Origin of the sequence: Streptomyces olivaceoviridis (assembly GCF_014650115.1) — a bacterium.
Taxonomy (GTDB): Bacteria; Actinomycetota; Actinomycetes; order Streptomycetales; family Streptomycetaceae; genus Streptomyces; species Streptomyces olivaceoviridis.
In genome coordinates, this window is sequence record NZ_BMUI01000018.1 from 107,186 (window position 1) to 127,610 (window position 20,425).

General features: G+C 71.7%; 21 protein-coding genes. 11 read left to right on the forward strand and 10 right to left on the reverse strand.

The annotated features are described in order from the left end of the window. The first annotated feature begins 18 nt into the window (after nucleotides 1-18). Nucleotides 19-762, forward strand: coding sequence for a hypothetical protein (locus IE273_RS29115; protein ID WP_373309406.1), 744 nt, complete (start codon nucleotides 19-21; stop codon nucleotides 760-762). Nucleotides 763-805: 43 nt separating this feature from the next. On the opposite strand, the gene IE273_RS29120 is transcribed toward IE273_RS29115, so the two are convergent. Together IE273_RS29120 and IE273_RS29125 are read right to left on the reverse strand one after the other, a co-directional pair. Beyond that, nucleotides 806-1,321, reverse strand: coding sequence for a hypothetical protein (locus tag IE273_RS29120; RefSeq protein ID WP_189818149.1), 516 nt, complete (start codon nucleotides 1,319-1,321; stop codon nucleotides 806-808). Between the two features lie 33 nt (nucleotides 1,322-1,354). Next, nucleotides 1,355-2,479, reverse strand: coding sequence for a magnesium and cobalt transport protein CorA (locus IE273_RS29125; protein WP_014674820.1), 1,125 nt, complete (start codon nucleotides 2,477-2,479; stop codon nucleotides 1,355-1,357). 458 nt (nucleotides 2,480-2,937) lie between these two features. Between IE273_RS29125 and IE273_RS29130 the strand changes: the two genes are divergently transcribed. Then, nucleotides 2,938-3,522: a suppressor of fused domain protein gene (locus IE273_RS29130; protein ID WP_189818150.1), complete on the forward strand. Its 585-nt coding sequence runs from the start codon at nucleotides 2,938-2,940 to the stop codon at nucleotides 3,520-3,522. A gap of 51 nt (nucleotides 3,523-3,573) precedes the next feature. On the opposite strand, the gene IE273_RS29135 is transcribed toward IE273_RS29130, so the two are convergent. Next, nucleotides 3,574-4,797: an MFS transporter gene (locus tag IE273_RS29135; protein ID WP_189818151.1), complete on the reverse strand. Its 1,224-nt coding sequence runs from the start codon at nucleotides 4,795-4,797 to the stop codon at nucleotides 3,574-3,576. A 170-nt stretch (nucleotides 4,798-4,967) separates the two neighbouring features. Here IE273_RS29135 and IE273_RS29140 point away from each other — a divergent pair, with 170 nt between their 5' ends. The 3 genes from IE273_RS29140 (at nucleotide 4,968) to IE273_RS29150 (ending at nucleotide 7,376) form a co-directional block, all read left to right on the forward strand. Then, entirely contained in the window at nucleotides 4,968-5,609 is a 642-nt protein-coding gene (locus tag IE273_RS29140) for a DUF6758 family protein (RefSeq protein WP_189818152.1), read from the forward strand. A gap of 186 nt (nucleotides 5,610-5,795) precedes the next feature. Next, the gene (locus tag IE273_RS29145; protein ID WP_189818153.1) at nucleotides 5,796-6,653 is read left to right on the forward strand and encodes a PHP domain-containing protein; all 858 of its coding nucleotides are present in this window, start codon (nucleotides 5,796-5,798) and stop codon (nucleotides 6,651-6,653) included. A gap of 117 nt (nucleotides 6,654-6,770) precedes the next feature. After that, on the forward strand, nucleotides 6,771-7,376 hold the full coding sequence (locus tag IE273_RS29150) for a MarC family protein (protein ID WP_014674825.1): 606 nt from the start codon (nucleotides 6,771-6,773) through the stop codon (nucleotides 7,374-7,376). Nucleotides 7,377-7,434: 58 nt separating this feature from the next. On the opposite strand, the gene IE273_RS29155 is transcribed toward IE273_RS29150, so the two are convergent. Further along, complete coding sequence (locus tag IE273_RS29155) at nucleotides 7,435-7,587, reverse strand: DUF8834 family protein (protein WP_014674826.1); 153 nt, start codon at nucleotides 7,585-7,587, stop codon at nucleotides 7,435-7,437. 218 nt (nucleotides 7,588-7,805) lie between these two features. Between IE273_RS29155 and IE273_RS29160 the strand changes: the two genes are divergently transcribed. Next, complete coding sequence (locus IE273_RS29160; protein WP_189818224.1) at nucleotides 7,806-8,711, forward strand: NYN domain-containing protein; 906 nt, start codon at nucleotides 7,806-7,808, stop codon at nucleotides 8,709-8,711. A gap of 9 nt (nucleotides 8,712-8,720) precedes the next feature. On the opposite strand, the gene IE273_RS29165 is transcribed toward IE273_RS29160, so the two are convergent. Continuing rightward, a complete protein-coding gene (locus IE273_RS29165) occupies nucleotides 8,721-9,605 on the reverse strand; it encodes an alpha/beta fold hydrolase (protein WP_189818154.1) in 885 nt (294 codons plus the stop codon). A 247-nt stretch (nucleotides 9,606-9,852) separates the two neighbouring features. Further along, entirely contained in the window at nucleotides 9,853-12,510 is a 2,658-nt protein-coding gene (locus IE273_RS29170; RefSeq protein WP_189818225.1) for a DEAD/DEAH box helicase, read from the reverse strand. A gap of 504 nt (nucleotides 12,511-13,014) precedes the next feature. Here IE273_RS29170 and IE273_RS29175 point away from each other — a divergent pair. Continuing rightward, complete coding sequence (locus tag IE273_RS29175; protein WP_373309407.1) at nucleotides 13,015-13,761, forward strand: ferritin-like fold-containing protein; 747 nt, start codon at nucleotides 13,015-13,017, stop codon at nucleotides 13,759-13,761. A 92-nt stretch (nucleotides 13,762-13,853) separates the two neighbouring features. Here the strand turns inward: IE273_RS29175 and IE273_RS29180 are convergent, their stop codons facing one another. The 4 genes from IE273_RS29180 to IE273_RS29195 form a co-directional block, all read right to left on the reverse strand. After that, a complete protein-coding gene (locus IE273_RS29180; RefSeq protein WP_014674831.1) occupies nucleotides 13,854-14,123 on the reverse strand; it encodes a hypothetical protein in 270 nt (89 codons plus the stop codon). Nucleotides 14,124-14,291: 168 nt separating this feature from the next. Continuing rightward, nucleotides 14,292-14,519 carry a DUF3107 domain-containing protein gene (locus tag IE273_RS29185; RefSeq protein ID WP_014674832.1) on the reverse strand — a complete coding sequence of 76 codons (228 nt, stop codon included), beginning with the start codon at nucleotides 14,517-14,519 and terminating at the stop codon, nucleotides 14,292-14,294. A 134-nt stretch (nucleotides 14,520-14,653) separates the two neighbouring features. Next, nucleotides 14,654-15,295, reverse strand: a complete 642-nt coding sequence (locus IE273_RS29190) for a TetR/AcrR family transcriptional regulator (RefSeq protein WP_189818156.1) — start codon at nucleotides 15,293-15,295, stop codon at nucleotides 14,654-14,656. Between the two features lie 240 nt (nucleotides 15,296-15,535). After that, on the reverse strand, nucleotides 15,536-15,769 hold the full coding sequence (locus tag IE273_RS29195) for an Rv3202a family protein (RefSeq protein ID WP_189818157.1): 234 nt from the start codon (nucleotides 15,767-15,769) through the stop codon (nucleotides 15,536-15,538). Between the two features lie 197 nt (nucleotides 15,770-15,966). On the opposite strand from IE273_RS29195, the gene IE273_RS29200 reads away from it, so the two are divergent. The 4 genes from IE273_RS29200 (at nucleotide 15,967) to IE273_RS29210 (ending at nucleotide 20,424) form a co-directional block, all read left to right on the forward strand. Continuing rightward, nucleotides 15,967-16,965, forward strand: a complete 999-nt coding sequence (locus IE273_RS29200) for an alpha/beta fold hydrolase (protein WP_189818158.1) — start codon at nucleotides 15,967-15,969, stop codon at nucleotides 16,963-16,965. Nucleotides 16,966-16,973: 8 nt separating this feature from the next. Further along, nucleotides 16,974-18,362, forward strand: coding sequence for a DUF3152 domain-containing protein (locus IE273_RS29205; RefSeq protein WP_189818159.1), 1,389 nt, complete (start codon nucleotides 16,974-16,976; stop codon nucleotides 18,360-18,362). A 56-nt stretch (nucleotides 18,363-18,418) separates the two neighbouring features. After that, a complete protein-coding gene (locus IE273_RS45270) occupies nucleotides 18,419-18,514 on the forward strand; it encodes an Ms4533A family Cys-rich leader peptide (RefSeq protein ID WP_359834347.1) in 96 nt (31 codons plus the stop codon). Between the two features lie 191 nt (nucleotides 18,515-18,705). Then, a complete protein-coding gene (locus IE273_RS29210) occupies nucleotides 18,706-20,424 on the forward strand; it encodes an ABC transporter substrate-binding protein (protein ID WP_189818160.1) in 1,719 nt (572 codons plus the stop codon). Nucleotide 20,425: the final 1 nt, after the last annotated feature.

Sequence of the window (20,425 nt, forward strand, 5' to 3'; positions counted from 1 at the left end):
AGGAAGGCGACCTCACCCGTGACTGCGATGCCCCGGGGCCGTACCCGCCGGACCGCGCTGCTGACCGCGACCTGCGCACTGGCCGTGACGGGAGCGATGGTGCTGTCGGGGTGCGGCGGCGACGACCCGGACGCGGGCACCAACGGGGTGGGCAAGCTGCCCGCCGACAGGATCCAGGCGAAGACGCGGGCGGCGGCGGAGGCGGCGTCTGCCGTGCGGCTGGCCGGGACCGTGGTCAGCGGTGGCCGTACGTACCGGCTGGACATGCGGCTCAAGAACGCCGGCGGGACCGGGTCGGTGACCTCGCAGGGGGCGACCTTCAAGCTGCTGCGGATCGGCGAGGAGCTGTACCTGAAGGCCGACGCGGACTTCTGGAACCACGCCGACGGCAGCGACGGCGCCGCGGGCAAGCTGGACGGCAAGTATGTGAAGGTGCCGCAGGGCGATCCCTCGTACAAGAAGTTCAGCGGTTTCACGGACAAGGACGTCCTCCTCGACGGTCTCCTCACGCTGCACGGCGCGTTGGCGACGGACGGCCACCACACCGACGGGGCGGGTACCCGCACGATCCGCATCACCGGCGACAAGGGCGCCGGCGGCACCCTGGACGTGTCCCTCCAGGGCACGCCCTATCCCCTGCGCCTGGTCCGCGCCGGCGACGCGGGGACGCTCCGCTTCTCCGACTGGGGCAAGAACTTCACCGTCGAGGAACCGGCCGAGTCGGAAACGGTGGACTACGGCAGACAGCTGCCGACGTCGTAGGGGAGTGGCGGGGGCGTGGGACGGTTGCCGCGGGGGCTGCCGGTCACTTGCCCTTCCGGCGTCCGAGCAACAGTTTCGGCAGGCCCGCCGGTACCGGTCTGCGGGTGGTCGCGGGCGTCGTCACCGGGCGCTGCGCCAGGTCGCCGTCCGGCAGCGGGGCCACCGGTCCCGTCGGTGCCAGGCGGAGCACCCGGCACTCGCGGGCCCAGCGGGCCGGCATCCGCTCGCCGTCGGGGGCGTTCAGCCGCTTGCCCTTCAGCTCGGCGACGGCCGCCTCCCACTGAGGCGAACCGGACGCCAGCTCGGACACGGTCGCCGTGAACGTCACCAGCCGGCCGCCCTTGTCCTTGCTGCGCACGCTCACCTCGGCGGAGCCCCCGTCGGCCAGCCCCTCCAACGGCTGCTCACCGGGACCGTCACCGACCACGCACACCGCGCCCTCGTGCCACACGTGCCACAGCGCACGCGCGGCCGGTGCCCCGGTGCCCCTGACCCAGATCAGGCCGGACTTCTTCGCGGCCTCCTCGATGAGGGCCCGGTCGAGCAGCTCGCTTGTCATGCGTCCCAGCCTAACCAGGCCGTACCGGCCCGCTCACAGCCAGCCGTTGCGCTTCAGCGTGCGGTGGATGCCCAGACACAGCGCGGCCGTGATGCCCATGATCACCGGGTAGCCGTACCTCCAGTGCAGCTCGGGCATGTACTGGAAGTTCATGCCGTACACCCCGCACACCATCGTCGGTACGGCGATGATGGCCGCCCATGCGGTGATCTTGCGCATGTCCTCGTTCTGCGCGACGGAGGCCTGCGCGAGGTTGGCCTGGAGGATGGAGTTGAGCAGTTCGTCGAAGCCCAGCACCTGCTCCTGGACCCGGGCGAGGTGGTCGGCGACGTCCCGGAAGTACTTCTGGATGTCCGGGTCGATCAGCCGCATCGGCCGCTCGCTCAGCAGCTGCATCGGCCGCAGCAGCGGTGCCACCGCCCGCTTGAACTCCAGTACCTCGCGCTTGAGTTGGTAGATCCGCGCGGAGTCCACACCGCGCGAGACCCCGCCCCGGCGGCCGGGTGAGAACACCTCGGTCTCCACCTCGTCGATGTCGTCCTGGACGGCGTCGGCGACCGCGATGTAGCCGTCCACGACGTGGTCGGCGATGGCGTGCAGCACGGCCGAGGGGCCCTTGGCGAGCAGCTCCGGGTCGTCCTGGAGGCGGTGCCGCAGGGCGCGCAGCGAACCCTGGCCGCCGTGCCGGACGGTGATGAAGAAGTCCCGGCCGGTGAAGCACATCACCTCGCCGGTCTCCACGACCTCGCTGTTGGCGGTGAGCCGGTCGTGCTCGACGTAGTGGATGGTCTTGAAGACGGTGAACAGCGAGTCGTCGTACCGCTCCAGCTTCGGCCGCTGGTGGGCCTGCACGGCGTCCTCGACGGCCAGCGGGTGCAGTCCGAACTCGCCCGCGATACCGGCGAATTCGGCCTCGGTCGGCTCGTGCAGCCCGATCCAGACGAAGCCGCCGTCACGGCGCACCAGCCGCATGGCCTCCTGTGGGCTGAGCGGCCCCGGGCTCTGCACGCGGGCGCCGTCGCGGTAGACGGCGCAGTCGACGACGGCCGAGGGGGTGCCGGGGGCGCGCGTGGCGTCGTACGACGTGCTCGTGTCCTTGCGCAGCGAGACACGGGACGACGGGCGGACCACGGCGCGCAGGTCGCGGATCATCGACATGGGCAGGCTCCTTCGCGGGCGGGCAGCGAGGGCACGCGGCGACGGGTGGAACTACCCGGAATGGGGACGTCCTGAGTGCGTGTGTTTGGCACGTCCACAAAGCGGGGAGCACCGCACCGTCACGGTGGCGACTTCGCTGCTGACGCAGAACTGATTCAGGTCAGACAGATCAGGCAAAGCGAAACGAAGTGCTCTTCCGAACGACGGAGCGCAAGGGAAGGCGGCGGCCAGCCGGTAACTACATCAGCAGCCGGAAGAGCGAGTGGTACTGCACGGTCGACTTCGATCCATGACAGCCCCACCTCCTCCGGCCGGTCCCTCGTAAGGGAGTCCCATCGGCGTCGGGACCCGACGGCACGCTTCGGCGTGCTGGCCCCGAACCACCGGCTCAGAGTACCAGCCGCCCGTACTGTCAAGGCGCCGCTTTGCCCGCTGCTGACGAGTTCTATGCTCGGCACATGGCTGATGTTCTTCCTCTGGTCGAAGCCCGGTTGACCACCGCGCTGGGCGAACCGGACGCCCGCGCCTCGGTCACCTTCCTCGGCACGGACCGCATCGAGGTGCTCCGCTTCCAGGAGGGGGACGTCGTCCGCTACGCCACCCTCGGCATGTCCCAGCACCCCATGACGGACCCGACGGCGATGCTCGCCGACCCGGTGGGGGGTCCCCGCGCCGAACTGGTCCTGTCGGTCCGCGCGGGCCTCGCCGACACCGACAAGGTGCTCCGCCCGCTCGCCGTGCTCGCCGCGACTCCACAGGTGGAGGGCCTGGTGGTGATCCCGGGTGCCTCGCTGGACGTGGGTGAGCCGCTGTGGCCCGGCGCCCCCTTCAGCTCCGTGCTGGTGGGCGAGCCCGGCGGGCTGGTGGAGGACCTGGAGCTGGACGCCCCGATGGACCCGGTGCGGTTCCTGCCGCTGCTGCCGATGACCCCGAACGAGGCCGCCTGGAAGCGGGTGCACGGCGCCCAGGCCCTCCAGGAGCGCTGGCTCGGACACGGGACGGACCTGCGGGACCCCGCCCGCGGATCCGTCCCGCTGGACTGACACGGCACCGGCCGCGAGTGACCGATCTCACCAACACAAGGCCGGATCCGGTCAGTTGGCGAAGACGCCGCCCCCGTCCTCGGTGGCGTGCCTCGGTTCCAGTTCCTCGGCCTCGTGGGTGAGGGCCCGCCGCCGGACGACGACCACGAGCGCGCCGAGCACCGCCGTGACGGCCGCGACCACGAACGGGACGTGGATGTCGGTCCACTCCTCGATCTTCGGCGCGAAGTAGGGCGCCGCGGCGGCGGCGAACCAGCGGACGAAGTTGTAGCCCGCGCTCGCCACCGGGCGCGGGGCGTCCGACACCCCGAGGGCCAGCTCGGTGTAGACCGTGTTGTTCACGCCGATGAAGGCACCGGACAGGATCGTGCAGACGACGGCCGCGGTGTGGCCGCCGTAGCCGAGCACGAGCACGTCCGCCGCGAGCAGCACCAGCGAGCCGCCGAGCACCCTCAGCGAGCCGAACCGGGCCTGCATGCGCGGGGCGACGATCACCGAGAAGACGGCGAGCAGCACACCCCAGGCGAAGAAGACCGCGCCCGAGCGGTACGGCGTCATGTTGAGCACGAACGGCGTGAAGGCCAGCACGGTGAAGAACGTGTAGTTGTAGAAGAACGCCGAGACCGCCGCCGAGGCCAGGCCGCCGTGGCCGAGCGCCTTGAGCGGGTCCAGGACCGAGGTCTTCCGGGCCGGCTTCGGCTGCTCCTTCAGGAACGCCGTGATGCACAGGAAGCCGATCGCCATCAGCGTGGCCGTGCCGAAGAAGGGGTAGCGCCAGCTCACGTTGCCGAGGACCGCGCCGAGCAGTGGGCCGCAGGCCATGCCGAGGCCGAGCGCGGACTCGTAGAGCAGGATCGCCGCCGCGCTGCCCCCGGCCGCCGCGCCGACGATCACCGCGAGGGCGGTGGAGACGAAGAGCGCGTTGCCGAGCCCCCAGCCGGCCCGGAACCCTACGAGCTGGCCGACGGAGCCGGAGGTGCCGGCCAGGCCCGCGAAGACCACCACGAAGGCGAGACCGAGTAGCAGGGTCTTGCGCCCGCCGATGCGGCTGGAGACGAAGCCGGTCAGCAGCATCGCGACGGCGGTGATCAGGAAGTACGAGGTGAAGAGCAGGGACACCTGGCTGGCGGTGGCGTGCAGGCCCTGCGCGATCGACGGCAGGATCGGGTCGACGAGGCCGATGCCCATGAAGGCGACGACGGAGGCGCCGGCCGTGGCCCAGACCGCCTTGGGCTGTCGCAGGAGGCCGCCGGCTCCCGCGTCGAAGGGGTCCATGTGCTTCTCCCGTTCTCACATAGATAGTTGGGTTATGCATATAGTAAGTTAGCTCGACTAAATAATGCAAGATGCATCTATCGCCTTCGGCGGGGGATCGGGACGGCTGTTCGGTCCGGACGGGTGATCGTCCTTGACGTGGGCGGGCAGGGGTAGGACCGTGGAGCCCTATGAGGGGCGAACCCAGTTGCCCGAGGTGCGGTGGCCGGGTCAGGGCTCCCGGACTCTTCGCCGACGCGTGGCAGTGCGACGTGCACGGCACGGTGTATCCGCTACAGCCCGTGATCCCGCCCAGCGTCGAGGCGCTCAACGTCGTGGTGCACCGCACACAGGTGCCGGTGTGGATGCCGTGGCCGCTGCCGGTCGGCTGGCTGTTCACGGGTGTGGCGTACGCCGGCGACGACCGCAGCGGCGGCCGGGCGACCGCGGTGGCCTGCTCCGGCCCCGGACCGCTCGGCGGGCCGGGCGAGCTGATCCTGATCGCCGAGGAGCTGGGCGTCGGCCTCGGCGCGCACTACGCCGGCATCGACGGTCCGGACCCGGGGTCGTACATGAACGTGGAGAAGCCGCCGGAGGCCAAGGTGCTGGCCGCGGGTCGCCCCACCCCGCTCTGGCACGTCTACCGCACCCCGGACGACCGCGCCGTCTTCGCCGGCGAGGCGCTCGGGATGTGGCTGTGGGCGGTGATGTGGCCCGAGCAGGCCGGTCTGCTCATGTACGACGAGCTGGTGCTGACCGACCTGCGGGAGGCGGGGGCGGAGCTGGATCTGGTGCCCTGCGGAGCGTTGTCGCCGCGCTTGCTCCGGCCGTAGCGCCCACGGGGGTGCCGAGTGCGCTCCGCGGGCGGTCGCGGGTGCGTCGTGGCGTGTCGCGCGGCTCCCCGCGCCCCTGAGGGGTCGCAGTAGGGGGCGCTGAGTGGTTTCGGGTGTGACAGGCGGAGTCGAAAACACCGTTATCCTTAGGTGTCCCCTTGCTTCCGCCGGTGTTCTGGAGTTGTCGTGCGCATTGACCTGCACTGTCACTCCACGGCGTCCGACGGTACGGACAGCCCGGCCGAGCTGGTGCGGAACGCCGCCGCCGCCGGCCTGGACGTCGTCGCGCTGACCGATCACGACACCACGCGGGGGTACGGCGAGGCGATCGGCGCGCTGCCCGAGGGGCTGACGCTGGTCACCGGGGCCGAGCTGTCCTGCCGGGTCGACGGCGTCTCGATGCACCTGCTGGCCTACCTGTTCGACCCCGAGGAGCCCGCTCTGCTCGCCGAGCGCGAGCTGGTCCGGGACGACCGGGTGCCGCGGGCCAAGGGGATGGTCGCCAAGCTGAACGCGCTGGGCGTGCCGGTCACCTGGGAGCAGGTCGAGCGGATCGCCGCCGGAGGCTCGGTGGGGCGTCCGCACGTCGCCTCGGCGCTGGTCGAGCTGGGCGTCGTACCGACGGTGAGCGACGCGTTCACCGAGGAGTGGCTGGCCGACGGCGGGCGGGCCTTCGTGGAGAAGCACGAGACCGACCCCTTCGAGGCGATCCGGCTGGTCAAGGCCGCCGGCGGGGTCTGCGTGTTCGCGCACCCGGCCGCCGCCAAGCGCGGCCGTACCGTGCCGGAGTCCCGAATCGCGGAGATGGCCGAGGCCGGTCTGGACGGCATCGAGGTCGACCACATGGACCACGACGCCGACGCCCGGGACCGCCTGCGGGGCCTGGCGAAGGAGCTGGGGCTGCTGGTCACGGGCTCCTCGGACTACCACGGCAGCCGCAAGACCGTGGCGCTGGGCGCCTTCACCACCGACCCCGAGGTGTACGGGGAGATCACCCGGCGGGCGACGGGCGCGTTCCCGGTGCCGGGGACCGGCGGAGCCTGAGGCCCCGGGGTCGACCCGCCGTACCGCTTCACACCTGCGGTCCGTACTGCCTCATGCCCGCGGTCCGGACCGCCTCACGCCCGTAGTTCCTCTTCCCGCAAGGCCTGCACTTCCCCCATGTTCGACATCGCCGTCTTCGGCTCCCTGTTCCTGACCCTCTTCGTCATCATGGATCCCCCCGGGATCACCCCGATCTTCCTCGCCCTGACCGCCGGGCGGCCGGCCAAGGTGCAGCGGCGGATGGCCTTCCAGGCCGTCTGCGTGGCGGGCGGGGTCATCGCCGTCTTCGGCGTCCTGGGGCACCAGATCCTGAACTACCTGCACGTGTCCGTGCCCGCCCTGATGATCGCGGGCGGGCTGCTGCTCCTGCTGATCGCGCTGGATCTGCTGACGGGCAAGACCGACGAGCCCAAGCAGACCAAGGACGTGAACGTGGCGCTCGTACCGCTGGGCATGCCGCTGCTGGCGGGGCCCGGTGCGATCGTGTCCGTGATCCTGGCCGTGCAGAAGGCCGACAGCGTGTCCACGCAGCTCTCGGTGTGGTCCGCGATCCTCGCGATCCATGTGGTGCTGTGGCTGGTGATGCGTTACTCGCTGCTGATCATCCGGGTCATCAAGGACGGCGGTGTCGTCCTGGTGACGCGGCTCGCGGGCATGATGCTCTCCGCGATCGCCGTGCAGCAGATCATCAACGGGGTCACTCAGGTGATCCGGGGGAGCTGAGCCGTCGGCGGCTCGGCTCCCCCGGAAAGCTTGAGTGGCGGACAGGCCCGCGTGCGGGTTACGAGGCCGGGGTCTCGGCCGGGCGGATCCACAGGCGCTGCCCGATGGCGGCGGCCTGCTGAACGATCCGGTTGACGGAGGCGGCGTCCACGACGGTGCTGTCCACGGCGGTGCCGTCGACCTCGTCGAGTCGCATGATTTCGAAGCGCATGGCTTCTCCCTTCGTCTGGTCATCCTCCTGCGGAGAACTACTTCGTGTGACGTCTGGTGTATCCGGCGTCGTACGTAGTCAACGCGCTGCTTGTTACAAACATTCCCTACGCTAAAGAAATTTTTCGAACAACTAATTACCGACCGGTAAGCGACATGTCCGGGACCGGAGAGGGACCCACCGGGACCGGTTGTGTTCGCACTGTGACCACCGGGACAATGAAGGTGATGAACGACGACCTGGCCGCCCTCGGCGCCCGTATCGACCGCACGAACGAGCTGCTGGAACGCATGCTCGCCGAGGTGGCCAAGACGCCCTCGACCCATGCGATCTTCGTCGACGCGGGCTACCTGTACGCGGCCGTCGGCCGGCTGGTCGCCGGGACCGAGGACCGCCGCGCCTTCGACCTGGACGCCGAGGGCCTGATCGACGCCCTCATCGACAAGGCGCGGACCATCTTCGCGGACAGCCGGCTGCTGCGCGTCTACTGGTACGACGGCGCCCGGCGCCGCATCCACACCGCCGAGCAGCAGGTCATCGCCGAACTGCCCGACGTCAAGGTCCGCCTCGGCAACCTCAACGCCAACAACCAGCAGAAGGGCGTCGACTCGCTGATCCGGACCGACCTGGAGTCACTGGCGCGGCACCGCGCGATCAGCGACGCGGCCCTCCTCGGCGGCGACGAGGACCTGGTCTCGGCGGTCGAGGCGGCCCAGGGCTACGGCGCCCGCGTCCACCTCTGGGGCATCGAGGCGCCCGAAGGCCGCAACCAGGCCGAGCCGTTGCTCTGGGAGGTCGACAGCCAGCGCACCTTCGACCTGGAGTTCTTCAAGCCGTACGTCTCCCGGCGCACGGCCGCCGCGTTCGAGCCCGCCGGCGGAGCCCGCCCCAGCCGCGAGGACGTGCGCTTCGTCGGCGCCCAGATCGCGGCGCGATGGCTCGCCTCCCGGGGCCGCGAGGCGATGGTCGAACTGTTCCCGGGCCACCCCTACCTGCCCGGCTCCGTCGACCAGGACCTGCTGGTCGAGGCCGAGGAGCTGCTCCAGTACTCCCTGCGCGGCCAGGCGGATCTGCGGCGGTCGCTCAGGGACGGGTTCTGGGAGCATCTCCAGTCGCAGTACTAGGCGTTCGTCCTACCGCGCGGTGCCCGGGGCGTCGTCCCAGAAGCCGGCGAGCGCGCGGGCCGTCTCCAGCGGGCGGTCGGTGTTGGGGGAGTGCTCGGCGCCCTCGACGACCGTCCGACGCGCCTTGAGCCGCACCGCCATGTCGTCGAGCAGCGGCAGCGGCCAGGTGTCGTCCCGTGCGCCCGACAGCACGTGGAACGGCAGCGGTACGGCCGCCAGTTCGGCGACGCGGTCCGGCTCCTCACACAACTGGCGGCCGGTGGCGAGGAGTTGCGCGGGCTTGGTGCCCAGCCAGCGGCGCCGCAGGTCGTCCCGGTCGTCCAGGCCCGCGTCGAGCGTCGGCGTCTCCGTCTCCTCCGGCGGCTCCATCGCCTGGATCGTCTCCCACACCTCCGCCATGCTCAGCACCGCGAGCGCGTCCCGGAGCAGCTTCACGCGCTCCTGCTGGGGCGTCGAGATCTGCGCCGGGCCCGAGGCCATCAGGGTGAACGACAGGAAGGGTGTGTGGTCGAGCAGCACGGCCGCGCGCGCGATCTGACCGCCGAGGGAGTGCCCCAGCAGATGCACCGGGCCGCCGATCGCCTCCACCTGCGCGAGCACGTCCCGCGCCAACTCCTCCTGCGCGTAGGTGGACTCGTCCGTCGCCGGTCCGTCCGACTCGAACTGGCCCCGCCCGTCCACGGCGACGGTCCGGTATCCGCGCCGGGCGAGCGGCACGTGCAGCGGATTGAAGTCCTCCTTGCTGCCGGTGAACCCCGGCAGCAGCAGCGCGACGCCCTTCGGCTCGACACCGGCGGCCACGGGCGCGTCGACCACGGCGAATTCACCGCGCGCCGTTCGAAGGCGGTACGCGCGGGCGCCGGGGGGCGCGACGAAGGTGGGGGGCCTGCTCATGGGGAGAGGTTATCGGGAGGTGGCGGGGCCGGCTGATCGGGAGTGGACGGGTGAGGGGGTGGATGGTGGGGCGGGGTGAGGTGGGAGCGTGTGGCGGGGTGGGGGTGGGAGCGTGGGACCGGGGGCACGGGGTGGGGTGGTGGCGCGGGTGGGCGCCAAGTGCCTCCGGAAACGGCGATGGCCGGGTCCACTGTCGTGAACCCGGCCATCGGACCGGCACTTACGCTGCCGCACACGCGGGGTGCGGTCAGGCCTCCGGAGCCTCCACGGCCGCCGTGGCCTTACGGGTCCGGCGCGGCTTGGGCGTCGTCTCGACGCTCTCACCGGCCGCCTCGGCAGCGGACGCCGCGGTCTTGCGGGTCCGGCGCGGCTTGGCCTCCGGCTCCTCGGTGGCCTGTGCCGGAATCTCCGGAACAGCCGCCTCGGCAACGGCCTTACGGGTCCGTCGTGCCTTCGGAGCGGTGACCGCCTCGCCGTCGACCGCGTCCACGGCCGCGGTGGCCGTCTTCCGCGTCCGGCGCGGCTTGGCCTCGGCCTCGGGGGCTTCCGGCGCGGCTGCGGCGGTCTTGCGGGTCCGGCGCGGCTTGGCCTCGGTGGCCTCCGTGGTGTCCACGGCGGCTGCGGTCGCCTTCCGCGTACGGCGCGGCTTGGCTTCCGTGCCCTCGGCGGTGTCCACGGCGGCCTCGGCGGCAGCGGCCGTCTTCCGCGTCCGCCGCGGCTTGGCCTCGGCCTCCGTTTCGGTGGCCTCGGGTGCCGTGGCGGCGGTCTTGCGGGTCCGCCGCGGCTTGGCCTCGGTCGCTTCCGCGGTGTCCACGGCGGCCTCGGCGGCGGCAGTGGTCTTGCGGGTGCGGCGGGGCTTGGCCTCGGTCTCGGCCGCCTCGGGCTCGGCGGCGGCAGTGGTCTTCCGGGTGCGGCGGGGCTTGGCCTCGGCCTCGACCGTCTCCGGCTCGGCGACCGTGGCCTTGCGGGTCCGGCGGGGCTTGGTTTCCGTGGCCTCGGCGGTGTCCACGGCGGCCTCGGCGGCAGCCGCGGTCTTCCGGGTGCGGCGGGGCTTGGCCTCGGCCTCGACCGTCTCCGGCTCGGCAGCCGCTGCCTTGCGGGTCCGGCGCGGCTTCGCCTCGGTGGTCTCGCCCGTGTCGGGTGCCGTCTCCGCCGGGGCGGCGGTCTCGGCCGTGTCCAGCGCCGTCTCCGCCGGGGTGGCGGCCTCGGCCGTCTTGCGAGTGCGGCGGCGCGGCTTGGTCTCCGCGGCCGGGGTGGCCTCGGCGGCGGGCTCCGCCACCGGGGGCTCGGCCTGAGCCGGGGCCACGGCGGACTCGGTCACCGGGGCCTCGGTCACCGGGGCCTCGGTCGCGGCCGGCCGGCGGGTGCGGCGGTGGCGCGGCTTCTCCGGGGCGTCGAGAGCAGCGGGGCCCTCGGCCGTGGTCACCGTCTCGACGGCGGACTCGGGGGCCGTCGTCTGCGTGGCGGCGGCCGTCACCGGCTCCGCCGACGCTCCGCCGCGCGTACGGCGACGGCGGCGCGGGGTGCGGGTCGCGGCCGGCGTCTCCTCGGTACCGGAGGTCTCCGGGGCCGGCGCGGCAGGGGAGGCGTCCAGCGGGGTGCCACCGCGCGTGCGGCGACGGCGGCGCGGCGTACGGGCCGGACGCTCACGCTCGGCCGGGGCCGACTCGGCACGGCCACCGCGGCCACCACGGCCGCGACCGCCCCGTCCGCCGGTCTCGCCCAGGTCCTCCAGCTCCTCCGCGTCCAGCCCGGCGCGGGTCCGCGCGGAGCGGGGCAGGGTGCCCTTGGTGCCCTCGGGGATGCCGAGGTCGGAGAACAGGTGCGGGGAGCTCGAATACGTCTCCACCGGGTCGTTGAAGTCCAGCTCCAGCGCCTTGTTGATCAGCTGCCAGCGCGGGATGTCGTCCCAGTCGACGAACGTGATCGCCGTACCCTTGGCGCCCGCGCGGCCGGTGCGGCCGATGCGGTGCAGGTACGTCTTCTCGTCCTCGGGGGACTGGTAGTTGATGACGTGGGTCACGCCCTCGACGTCGATGCCGCGCGCGGCGACGTCGGTGCAGACGAGGACGTCGACCTTGCCGTTGCGGAAGGCCCGCAGGGCCTGCTCGCGGGCGCCCTGGCCGAGGTCGCCGTGGACCGCGCCGGAGGCGAACCCACGGCGCTGGAGCTGCTCGGCGATGTCGGCGGCGGTGCGCTTGGTACGGCAGAAGATCATCGCCAGCCCGCGGCCCTCGGCCTGAAGGATGCGGGCGGCCATCTCCGGCTTGTCCATGTTGTGCGCGCGGTAGACGAACTGCTTGATGTTCGCGACCGTGGCGCCCTCGTCGTCCGGCGCGGTGGCGCGGATGTGCGTGGGCCGGGACATGTAGCGGCGGGCGAGGCCGATGACCGCGCCCGGCATCGTGGCCGAGAACAGCATCGTCTGGCGCTTGGCCGGCAGCATGTTGACGATCTTCTCGACGTCGGGCAGGAAGCCCAGGTCGAGCATCTCGTCGGCCTCGTCGAGGACCAGGCACTTGACGTGCTTCAGGTCGAGCTTCTTCTGGCCCGCGAGGTCGAGCAGGCGGCCCGGGGTGCCGACGACCACGTCGACGCCCTTCTTCAGGGCTTCCACCTGGGGCTCGTAGGCCCGGCCGCCGTAGATCGCGACCACGCGCACGTTACGGACCTTGCCGGCCGTCAGCAGGTCGTTGGTGACCTGGGTGCACAGCTCACGCGTGGGGACGACGACGAGCGCCTGCGGGGCGTCCGTGAGGTCCTCGGGGGCGGCGCGTCCGGCCTCCACGTCGGCGGGGACGGTGACGCGCTCCAGGAGCGGAAGACCGAAGCCCAGCGTCTTGCCGGTGCCGGTCTTGGCCTGGCCGATGACATCCGTGCCGGAGAGGGCGACGGGGAGTGTCATCTCCTGGATGGGGAAGGGGGTGGTGATGCCGACGGCCTCCAGGGCCTCGGCGGTCTCGGGGAGGATTCCGAGTTCTCGAAACGTCGTAGTCAGGGTGCTGCCTCTTCTGTGTGCGCGGTGCGAGGCGAGCGAGCGGGGGTCATGTCTGACCGTGCCGGGGACGTCGGCTGCCGTACGGACGAACCACTCGGGCAAGCCGTATGACACGGGACCTCTGCCGACGCTCTAGCGCTCGTACCGCTGAGGGTTCCCTCCTGTCGTCGTACGATCACTGCCGTACGGCCTTGGAGGGCTGTCGGGTCGGAGCCGATCGGGCCACCGACCGGGCATCCTCATGCGTGCGGCCTGTCGTGACACGTCGAGCATCGTCGACGCACTCTGGCAGGCGCATTACCACCATACCCCGGAATCGCGCACATGCGACGGCCGATTCGGTCACGTAGTCGTGGTCACACTCGTTGACCAGGGCTTGAGCGGGGCGTGGAGCGGACTATTGTGCGCCTCATGACTAGCTCTGACAAGCCTGAGAACGCGTCCACCGAACCCGCCGAACCCACCGGTGTCGCCGCCCAGGACTGGGCGCAGGCGTCCGCCGACCCGCAGTACCGCGCGGCGGTCGTGGATCTGCTCGGCGCTCTCGCGTACGGGGAGCTGGCGGCGTTCGAGCGGCTCGCGGAGGACGCCAAGCTGGCGCCGACCCTCGCGGACAAGGCGGAGCTGGCGAAGATGGCCTCGGCCGAGTTCCACCACTTCGAACGGCTGCGGGACCGGCTGACGGAGATCGGCGAGGAGCCCACGGCCGCGATGGACCCGTTCGTCGCCGCGCTCGACGGCTTCCACCGGCAGACCGCACCCTCGGACTGGCTGGAGGGCCTGGTCAAGGCGTACGTCGGCGACTCGATCGCGAGCGACTTCTACCGTGAGGTCGCGGCCCGGCTCGACTCCGACACGCGGGAGCTGGTGCTCGCAGTCCTCGACGACACCGGGCACGCCGGGTTCGCGGTGGAGAAGGTGCGGGCCGCCATCGACGCCGACCCGCGCGTGGGCGGCCGGCTGGCGCTGTGGGCGCGGCGGCTGATGGGGGAGGCGCTGTCGCAGTCCCAGCGGGTGGTCGCCGACCGGGACGCGCTGTCCACGATGCTCGTGGGCGGGGTGGCCGACGGGTTCGACCTCGCCGAGGTCGGCAGGATGTTCTCGCGGATCACCGAGGCGCACACGAAGCGGATGGCCGCGCTGGGCCTGGCGGCGTAGCGCTTCGTCGGGGGCGGTTGCGGGGTGTTGCGCGGCTGCGGGTGCGTCGTGGTTGACCGCGCAGCTCCCCGCGCCCCTTGGGGGCGCGGCCCCTACGCCGTCGCTGATCGGCGGCGGAGGCGGCCCGCGGGGCGGAGGAGCAGGGACAGGGACGCGACCGAGATGACCGCGGCGCCCAGGAGGCTGAGCAGGGCCGTGCCGGGGCCCAGGGCGGTGTGGGTGACGAAGTCGCCGAAGAGGGCTCCGGCGATGCCCGTGCAGTACACCAGCGGGCGGGCCGGCAGCCGGTGGGCGAGGCGCTGGGCCGCCGCCCACGCGAGGATCAGACCGAGCACGGCGGAGCCGAGTGCTTCGAGGATCATGTCGGGGGTCCCTCCCACGGCCGGTCTGGCTCGACGGTCGTAGCCCGTCATACCCGTGACCTGCGGATTGCAATCCTGCCCTGTGAAGGACCTGTGCTCCATCCGTGCGCACGTCACGCGGAAGGGCCCGGCGGCACACGGCCGCCGGGCCCTTCTCACGACTGCGGCCTACAGCGTGCCGAAACCGACCTTGCGCACGGTCGGCTCGCCGATGTCCACGTACGCCAGACGGTCCGTCGGCACGAGGACCTTGCGGCCCTTCTCGTCCTGGAGGCTGAGCAGCCCCGTCTTGCCGGCCAGCGCCTCGGCCACCACGCGCTCGACCTCCTCGACGCTCTGACCGCTCTCCAGAACGATCTCGCGGGGCGCGTGCTGCACGCCGATCTTGACCTCCACGGCTATGTCCCTCCGACGGTCAGTGATGTGCGCGATCTTCCGCGCCCTACGCTGCACACATTAGCCCGGTGAGGGGGCGTACACGCTCCGGGCCCGAACGCCAGGAGCGAACACCGCGCGGGAACAAACGGCCGTCAGTGGTGCTCGCTGCCGTGCAGCGGGAAACCGGCGATGCCGCGCCAGGCCAGCGAGGTCAGCAGCTGCACCGCCTGGTCGCGCGGCACGCTGCGGTCGCTGTGCAGCCAGGAGCGGGCGACCACCTGGGCGAGCCCGCCGAGCCCGGAGGCGAGCAGCATCGACTCCGCGCGCGAGAGGCCGGTGTCCTCGGCGATGACGTCGCAGATCGCCTCGGCGCACTCGGTGGTGACCTTGTCCACGCGCTCGCGCACCGCGGGCTCGTTCGTCAGGTCCGACTCGAAGACCAGGCGGAAGGCACCGCCGTCGTCCTCCACGTAGGCGAAGTAGGCGTCCATCGTCGCCCGGACGCGCTGCTTGTTGTCGGTCGTCGACGCCAGCGCGCCGCGCACCGCCTGGATCAGCGACTCGCAGTGCTGGTCCAGCAGGGCGAGGTAGAGGTCGAGCTTGCCGGGGAAGTGCTGGTAGAGCACCGGCTTGCTCACGCCGGCCCGCTCGGCGATGTCGTCCATCGCCGCCGCGTGGTAGCCCTGCGCGACGAACACCTCCTGAGCGGCGCCCAGCAACTGGTTCCGCCGGGCTCGGCGCGGCAGCCGGGTGCCCCGTGGGCGCGCCGCCTCAGTTTGCTCGATGGCTGTCACGCCGCCTCCCAAAGTCGTCCACATGCGGTGTCGGCCGCGCGGCCATCGTACTTTTCGGTAACCGTGGTGTGCGCGGTGCGAGCGCAGAATTTCACGTACCGGACGGGTGGCGAAAGCCGTACGGCCCGCCGACCAGGGCCGGGCGGGGTCCGTGCGGTCCTGCGAGGTCAGGCGTGAGCGCCCCGCGTCGGCACGAAGGATCGCCCTCCGTCGGCGCGGTGGCGGCCGTCCGCGGCGCGGCTAGCGGTAGTCGTCCTCGTCGAGCGAGACCACGCGCGCCTGTTCCAGGAGATCGGCCTCGTTGCCCCGGTACGGGTCCACACTCGTCAGGGGGTCGTCGCGGTCCGGCGCGATGTCCGCGTGCTGCTCGGCGGCGTCCACCTCGGGCGCCTCGACGTCCCTCTCCGCTGCCGCGTCGGCCTCCAGGTCCTCGATGTCCTCGATCGCGTCGGGCTCGGTGGGGTCATAGGCCATGGTGGGCTCCCTTCCTACGAACGTCCCTGGAAGCGGCAGGGGCCACACGCGGGTGCCCTCTGTACGAGCCTAGGAGACGGCAGATCCGGACGCCATGCCGTCAGGCCCGTTCGGTGCCCGGTTCTCCGGATCCGCGCGGTTCAGTCTGTGACGGCGAACACACCAACCCTGGCGTGATCACCTCGTAACATTGCCGCATGTCTTCGACCGAGTCGCCCTCCGTGCCGGCCGCCAGTGTGCTCCCCAGGGTGGCGCCCGTCCAGGCCGGCGAGGGCGAGCGGCTGCGGTCCGTGGGCCTGCCCGGCGTCACCCTGACGGTCCGTTCCCGGCCCCCCGCGCGCGAGGACCTGCCGCCCGCGCTGTACGTCCACGGGCTCGGCGGCTCCTCGCAGAACTGGTCGGCGCTCATGGCCGAGCTGGACGGCGTCGTCGGCAGCGAGGCGCTCGACCTCCCGGGCTTCGGTGACTCCCCGCCCCCGGACGACGGCGACTACTCCGTCACCGGGCACGCGCGCGCGGTGATCCGCCACCTCGACGCGGCCGGCCGCGGCCCGGTCCACCTCTTCGGCAACTCGCTCGGCGGCGCGGTCGCCACGCGCGTCGCCGCCGTACGCCCCGACCTGGTCCGCACGCTCACGCTCGTCTCACCCGCCCTGCCCGAGCTGCGGGTGCAGCGCAGCGCGGTGCCGACCGCCCTGCTCGGCGTACCGGGCATCGCCACGCTCTTCACCCGGTTCACCAGGGAGTGGACGGCCGAGCAGCGCGTACGCGGCGTCATGGCGCTCTGCTACGGCGACCCGGGGCGGGTCTCGCCGGAGGCGTTCCGGTACGCCGTGGAGGAACTGGAGCGGCGGCAGCGGCTGCCGTACTTCTGGGACGCGATGACCCGCTCCGCGCGCGGGATCGTCAACGCCTACACGCTCGGCGGGCAGCACGGGCTGTGGCGCCAGGCCGAGCGGGTGCTGGCCCCCACGCTGCTGATCTACGGCGGCCGGGACCAGCTCGTCGGCTTCCGCATGGCCCGCAAGGCCGCCCGCGCCTTCCGTGACTCCCGGCTGCTGTCCCTGCCGGACGCCGGGCACGTGGCGATGATGGAGTACCCCGACGTGGTGGCGGGCGCGTTCCGGGAACTGCTGGCGCAGACGGCCGGCTCCGGCGAGGGCGCCCACGTGGCCGCCCCGGGCGCGAGGAGCTGAGGTCCGGGGTGGGACGCCATAGCCGCCGCGGACCGGCCCCGAAGGGCGATGCCGCGGACATAGCCGCACGGCGGGGGGAGCGGCGCGGCGCGCGCGCCGAGGACGGACGCGGTGCGCGCCCGGAGGGTGACCGGGGCGACAGGAGCGGCGCGGCCCGGCTGCCGGGAGGCGGCCCCGAGGGTGCGCCTCGTCCGTCCGACGGCACTCCGGCGCGCGGTGTGCCGAGGTTCGCGGACGGGACCCCGGCGCAGGGTGGGCCGAGGTTCGCGGACGGCACCCCGGCCCACGGTGTGCCGGGGTTTCCCGGTGGCGCGTCGGCGCAGGGTGCGCGGGGTGGGCATCCCGAGCAGCATGAAGCGGGCGGAGGCTGGGGGGAGTTCGCCGGGCGTCGGGCCGGCACCGGCGGGCCCGGTGTCGTGTTGCCCCGGCAGCGGCAGGCCGAGCCGGGTGCTCCGGGCCCGGGTGGGACGCGGCGCCGCCAAGGGCCCCGGCAGGAGTACCTGGAAGCCTTCGACGGCTCCGGGGACGGCCCACGGGACACCGGGAACGCCGGGGCCTCCGCGCCGGACGCAGGTGTCCCCGGGCAGCGCGGCGGGACCAAGAGGTGGGCGTTCACCGGCATCGCGGCGGCTGCCGTCACCACCGTGCTCGCGGTGGTCGTCGCCGGACAGGTGACCAAGGGGCGCGACGGCGCCGGCGCGCGGTCGGGGTCGGCCGCCGACCAGACCGGCCAGGCGCGTCTCCCGGGTGACGTCTCGGGCGCGCCGACGCCCTCCGTCGCACCGAGCGCGGTGACGCTCACGTACGACCAGAAGATGGGCAAGAAGTATCCGCTCGCCGCCACGTTGAAAGGCTCGGGGAAGTTCGACGCCGTGCCCGGGGTCGACAAGGCCCCCGGCGCCGGGCAGAAGTACCGGTACCGCGTCGACGTCGAGCAGGGGCTCGGCCTGGACGGCGCGCTGTTCGCCGAGGCCGTGCAGCAGACCCTGAACGACAAGCGCAGCTGGGCCCACGGCGGCGCCCGTACCTTCGAACGGGTGTCCTCCGGCAAGCCTGACTTCGTGATCACGCTGGCCAGCCCCGGCACCACGGCGACGTGGTGCGCCAAGTCCGGCCTGGACACCACGGAGGACAACGTTTCCTGCGACTCGGCCGCGACCGAACGCGTCATGATCAATGCGTACCGGTGGGCTCAAGGAAGCAAGACGTACGGTGACCGGATCCATGCGTACCGGCAAATGTTGATCAACCATGAGGTCGGTCACCGGCTCGGTCACGGACACGTCAGCTGCCAGAAGGACGGCGAGCTCGCGCCCGTCATGCAGCAGCAGACCAAGTTCCTGGACCACGACGGGATCCACTGTCGGCCCAACCCCTGGCCCTACCCCGCTAGTTGACAGGCGCCGCTTGCGTCACATTGACATCAGCCGCATGGTCGTCCATATTTCTGCCCATGTGGTCTAGTCATGCCGTCCGGAGCAGCGCCGCCATCGAGCTGGCGCTCATCGGCGTGACCGCGCTCTGCGTGGCCGACATCCACTGTCGCTGACGCCGCCTCCCCGGCGTTCGCGTCGCGACCCTTTTCTCCCTTCTGTCCGTGACCGCGTCACGGATTTTTTCGACGACCCGACGCCGGGGCCGACGTCTGTCCGCAGGTGTCTCACTCCTCGTCCACATGTCTCATCAGTCGAGAAACCCTCGACCAGCCCCGCCACGTCACCCCGAGAGGTCGTCATTCCGATGCGTCAACCGTCCGTCATAGCGCGCCGCGTGGCAGCGGCATCCGTCAGCCTGGTCGTGGCAGCGGGCGCCGCCGCCTGCGGCCCGGAGGACAACGATGCCAAGGGCTCCGGTGGCGACTCCACGCCCCACAAGGGCGGCACGCTCACGGTCCTGAACTCGCAGCCGCAGTCCGACTTCGACCCCGCGCGCCTGTACACCTCGGGGGGTGGAAACGTTCCCTCGCTGGTCTTCCGCACCCTCACCACGCGCAACCGCGAGAACGGCGCGGCCGGCACCAAGGTCGTCCCCGACCTCGCCACCGACACCGGGCGCCCCAACAAGGACGCGACCGTGTGGACGTACACCCTGAAGAAGGGCCTGAAGTACGAGGACGGCTCGCCGATCACGTCGGCCGACATCAAGTACGGCATCGAGCGCTCCTTCGCCCCCGAACTCTCCGGCGGCGCCCCCTACCTGCGGGACTGGCTGGTCGGCGCTGCCGACTACCAGGGGCCGTACAAGGACAAGAAGGGCCTGTCCGCGATCGAGACGCCGGACTCCCGGACGATCGTCTTCCACCTGAACAAGCCCGAGGGCGAGTTCCCGTACCTCGCCACCCAGACGCAGTTCACCCCGGTCCCCCGGAGCAAGGACACGGGCACCAAGTACGAGTCGCACCCGGTCTCGTCCGGCCCGTACAAGGTCGTCAAGAACGAGAACGACGGCGAGCACCTCGTCCTGGAGCGCAACACGCAGTGGTCGGCGGCGACCGACGAGGAGCGCAAGGCGTACCCGGACCGGATCGACGTGCGCTCCGGCCTGGACTCCTCGGTGATCAACCAGCGGCTGTCCGCGTCCCAGGGTGCGGACGCCGCCGCCGTCACCACGGACACCAACCTCGGCCCGGCCGAACTCGCCAAGGTGACCGGCGACAAGCAGCTGGCCGCGCGCGTGGGCACCGGCCACTTCGGCTACACGGACTACCTCGCCTTCAACCCGAAGGTGAAGCCGTTCGACAACCCCAAGGTGCGCCAGGCGGTGGCCTACGCCATCGACCGGTCCTCCGTGGTCAACGCGGCCGGCGGCAGCGCCCTCGCCGAGCCCGCCACCACCTTCCTGCCGAACCAGAAGTCCTTCGGCTACACGCCGTACGACCCGTTCCCGGCGGGCAAGTCCGGCAACCCGGCGAAGGCCAAGGAACTGCTGAAGCAGGCCGGCTACTCGGGCGGCCTCACCATCACGCTCACCCACTCCAACAGCAAGGACTTCGAGACCAGCCCGGAGATCGCCACCGCCGTCCAGGACGCGCTCAAGAAGGCGGGCATCGCGGTCAAGCTCCAGGGGCTGGAGGACAACGACTACCGGGACAAGATCCACAGCGTGAAGACCGAGCCCGGTCTCTTCCTCGCCCACTGGGGTGCCGACTGGCCCTCCGGCGGTCCCTTCCTCGCCCCCATCTTCGACGGCCGGCAGATCGTCAAGGATGGAGCGAACTTCAACACGGGCCAGCTCAACGACAAGTCGGTCAATGACGAGATTGACGCGATCAACAAGTTGACCGACCTTGACGCCGCCGCCCAGCGCTGGGGTGCGCTGGACAAGAAGATCGGCGACGAGGCCCTGGTCGTGCCGCTGTTCCACCCGGTCTACAAGCGCCTGTACGGCAAGGACGTCAAGAACATCGTCATCAGTGACTGGACCGGCGTCCTGGACATCTCCCAGGTCTCGGTGAAGTAGC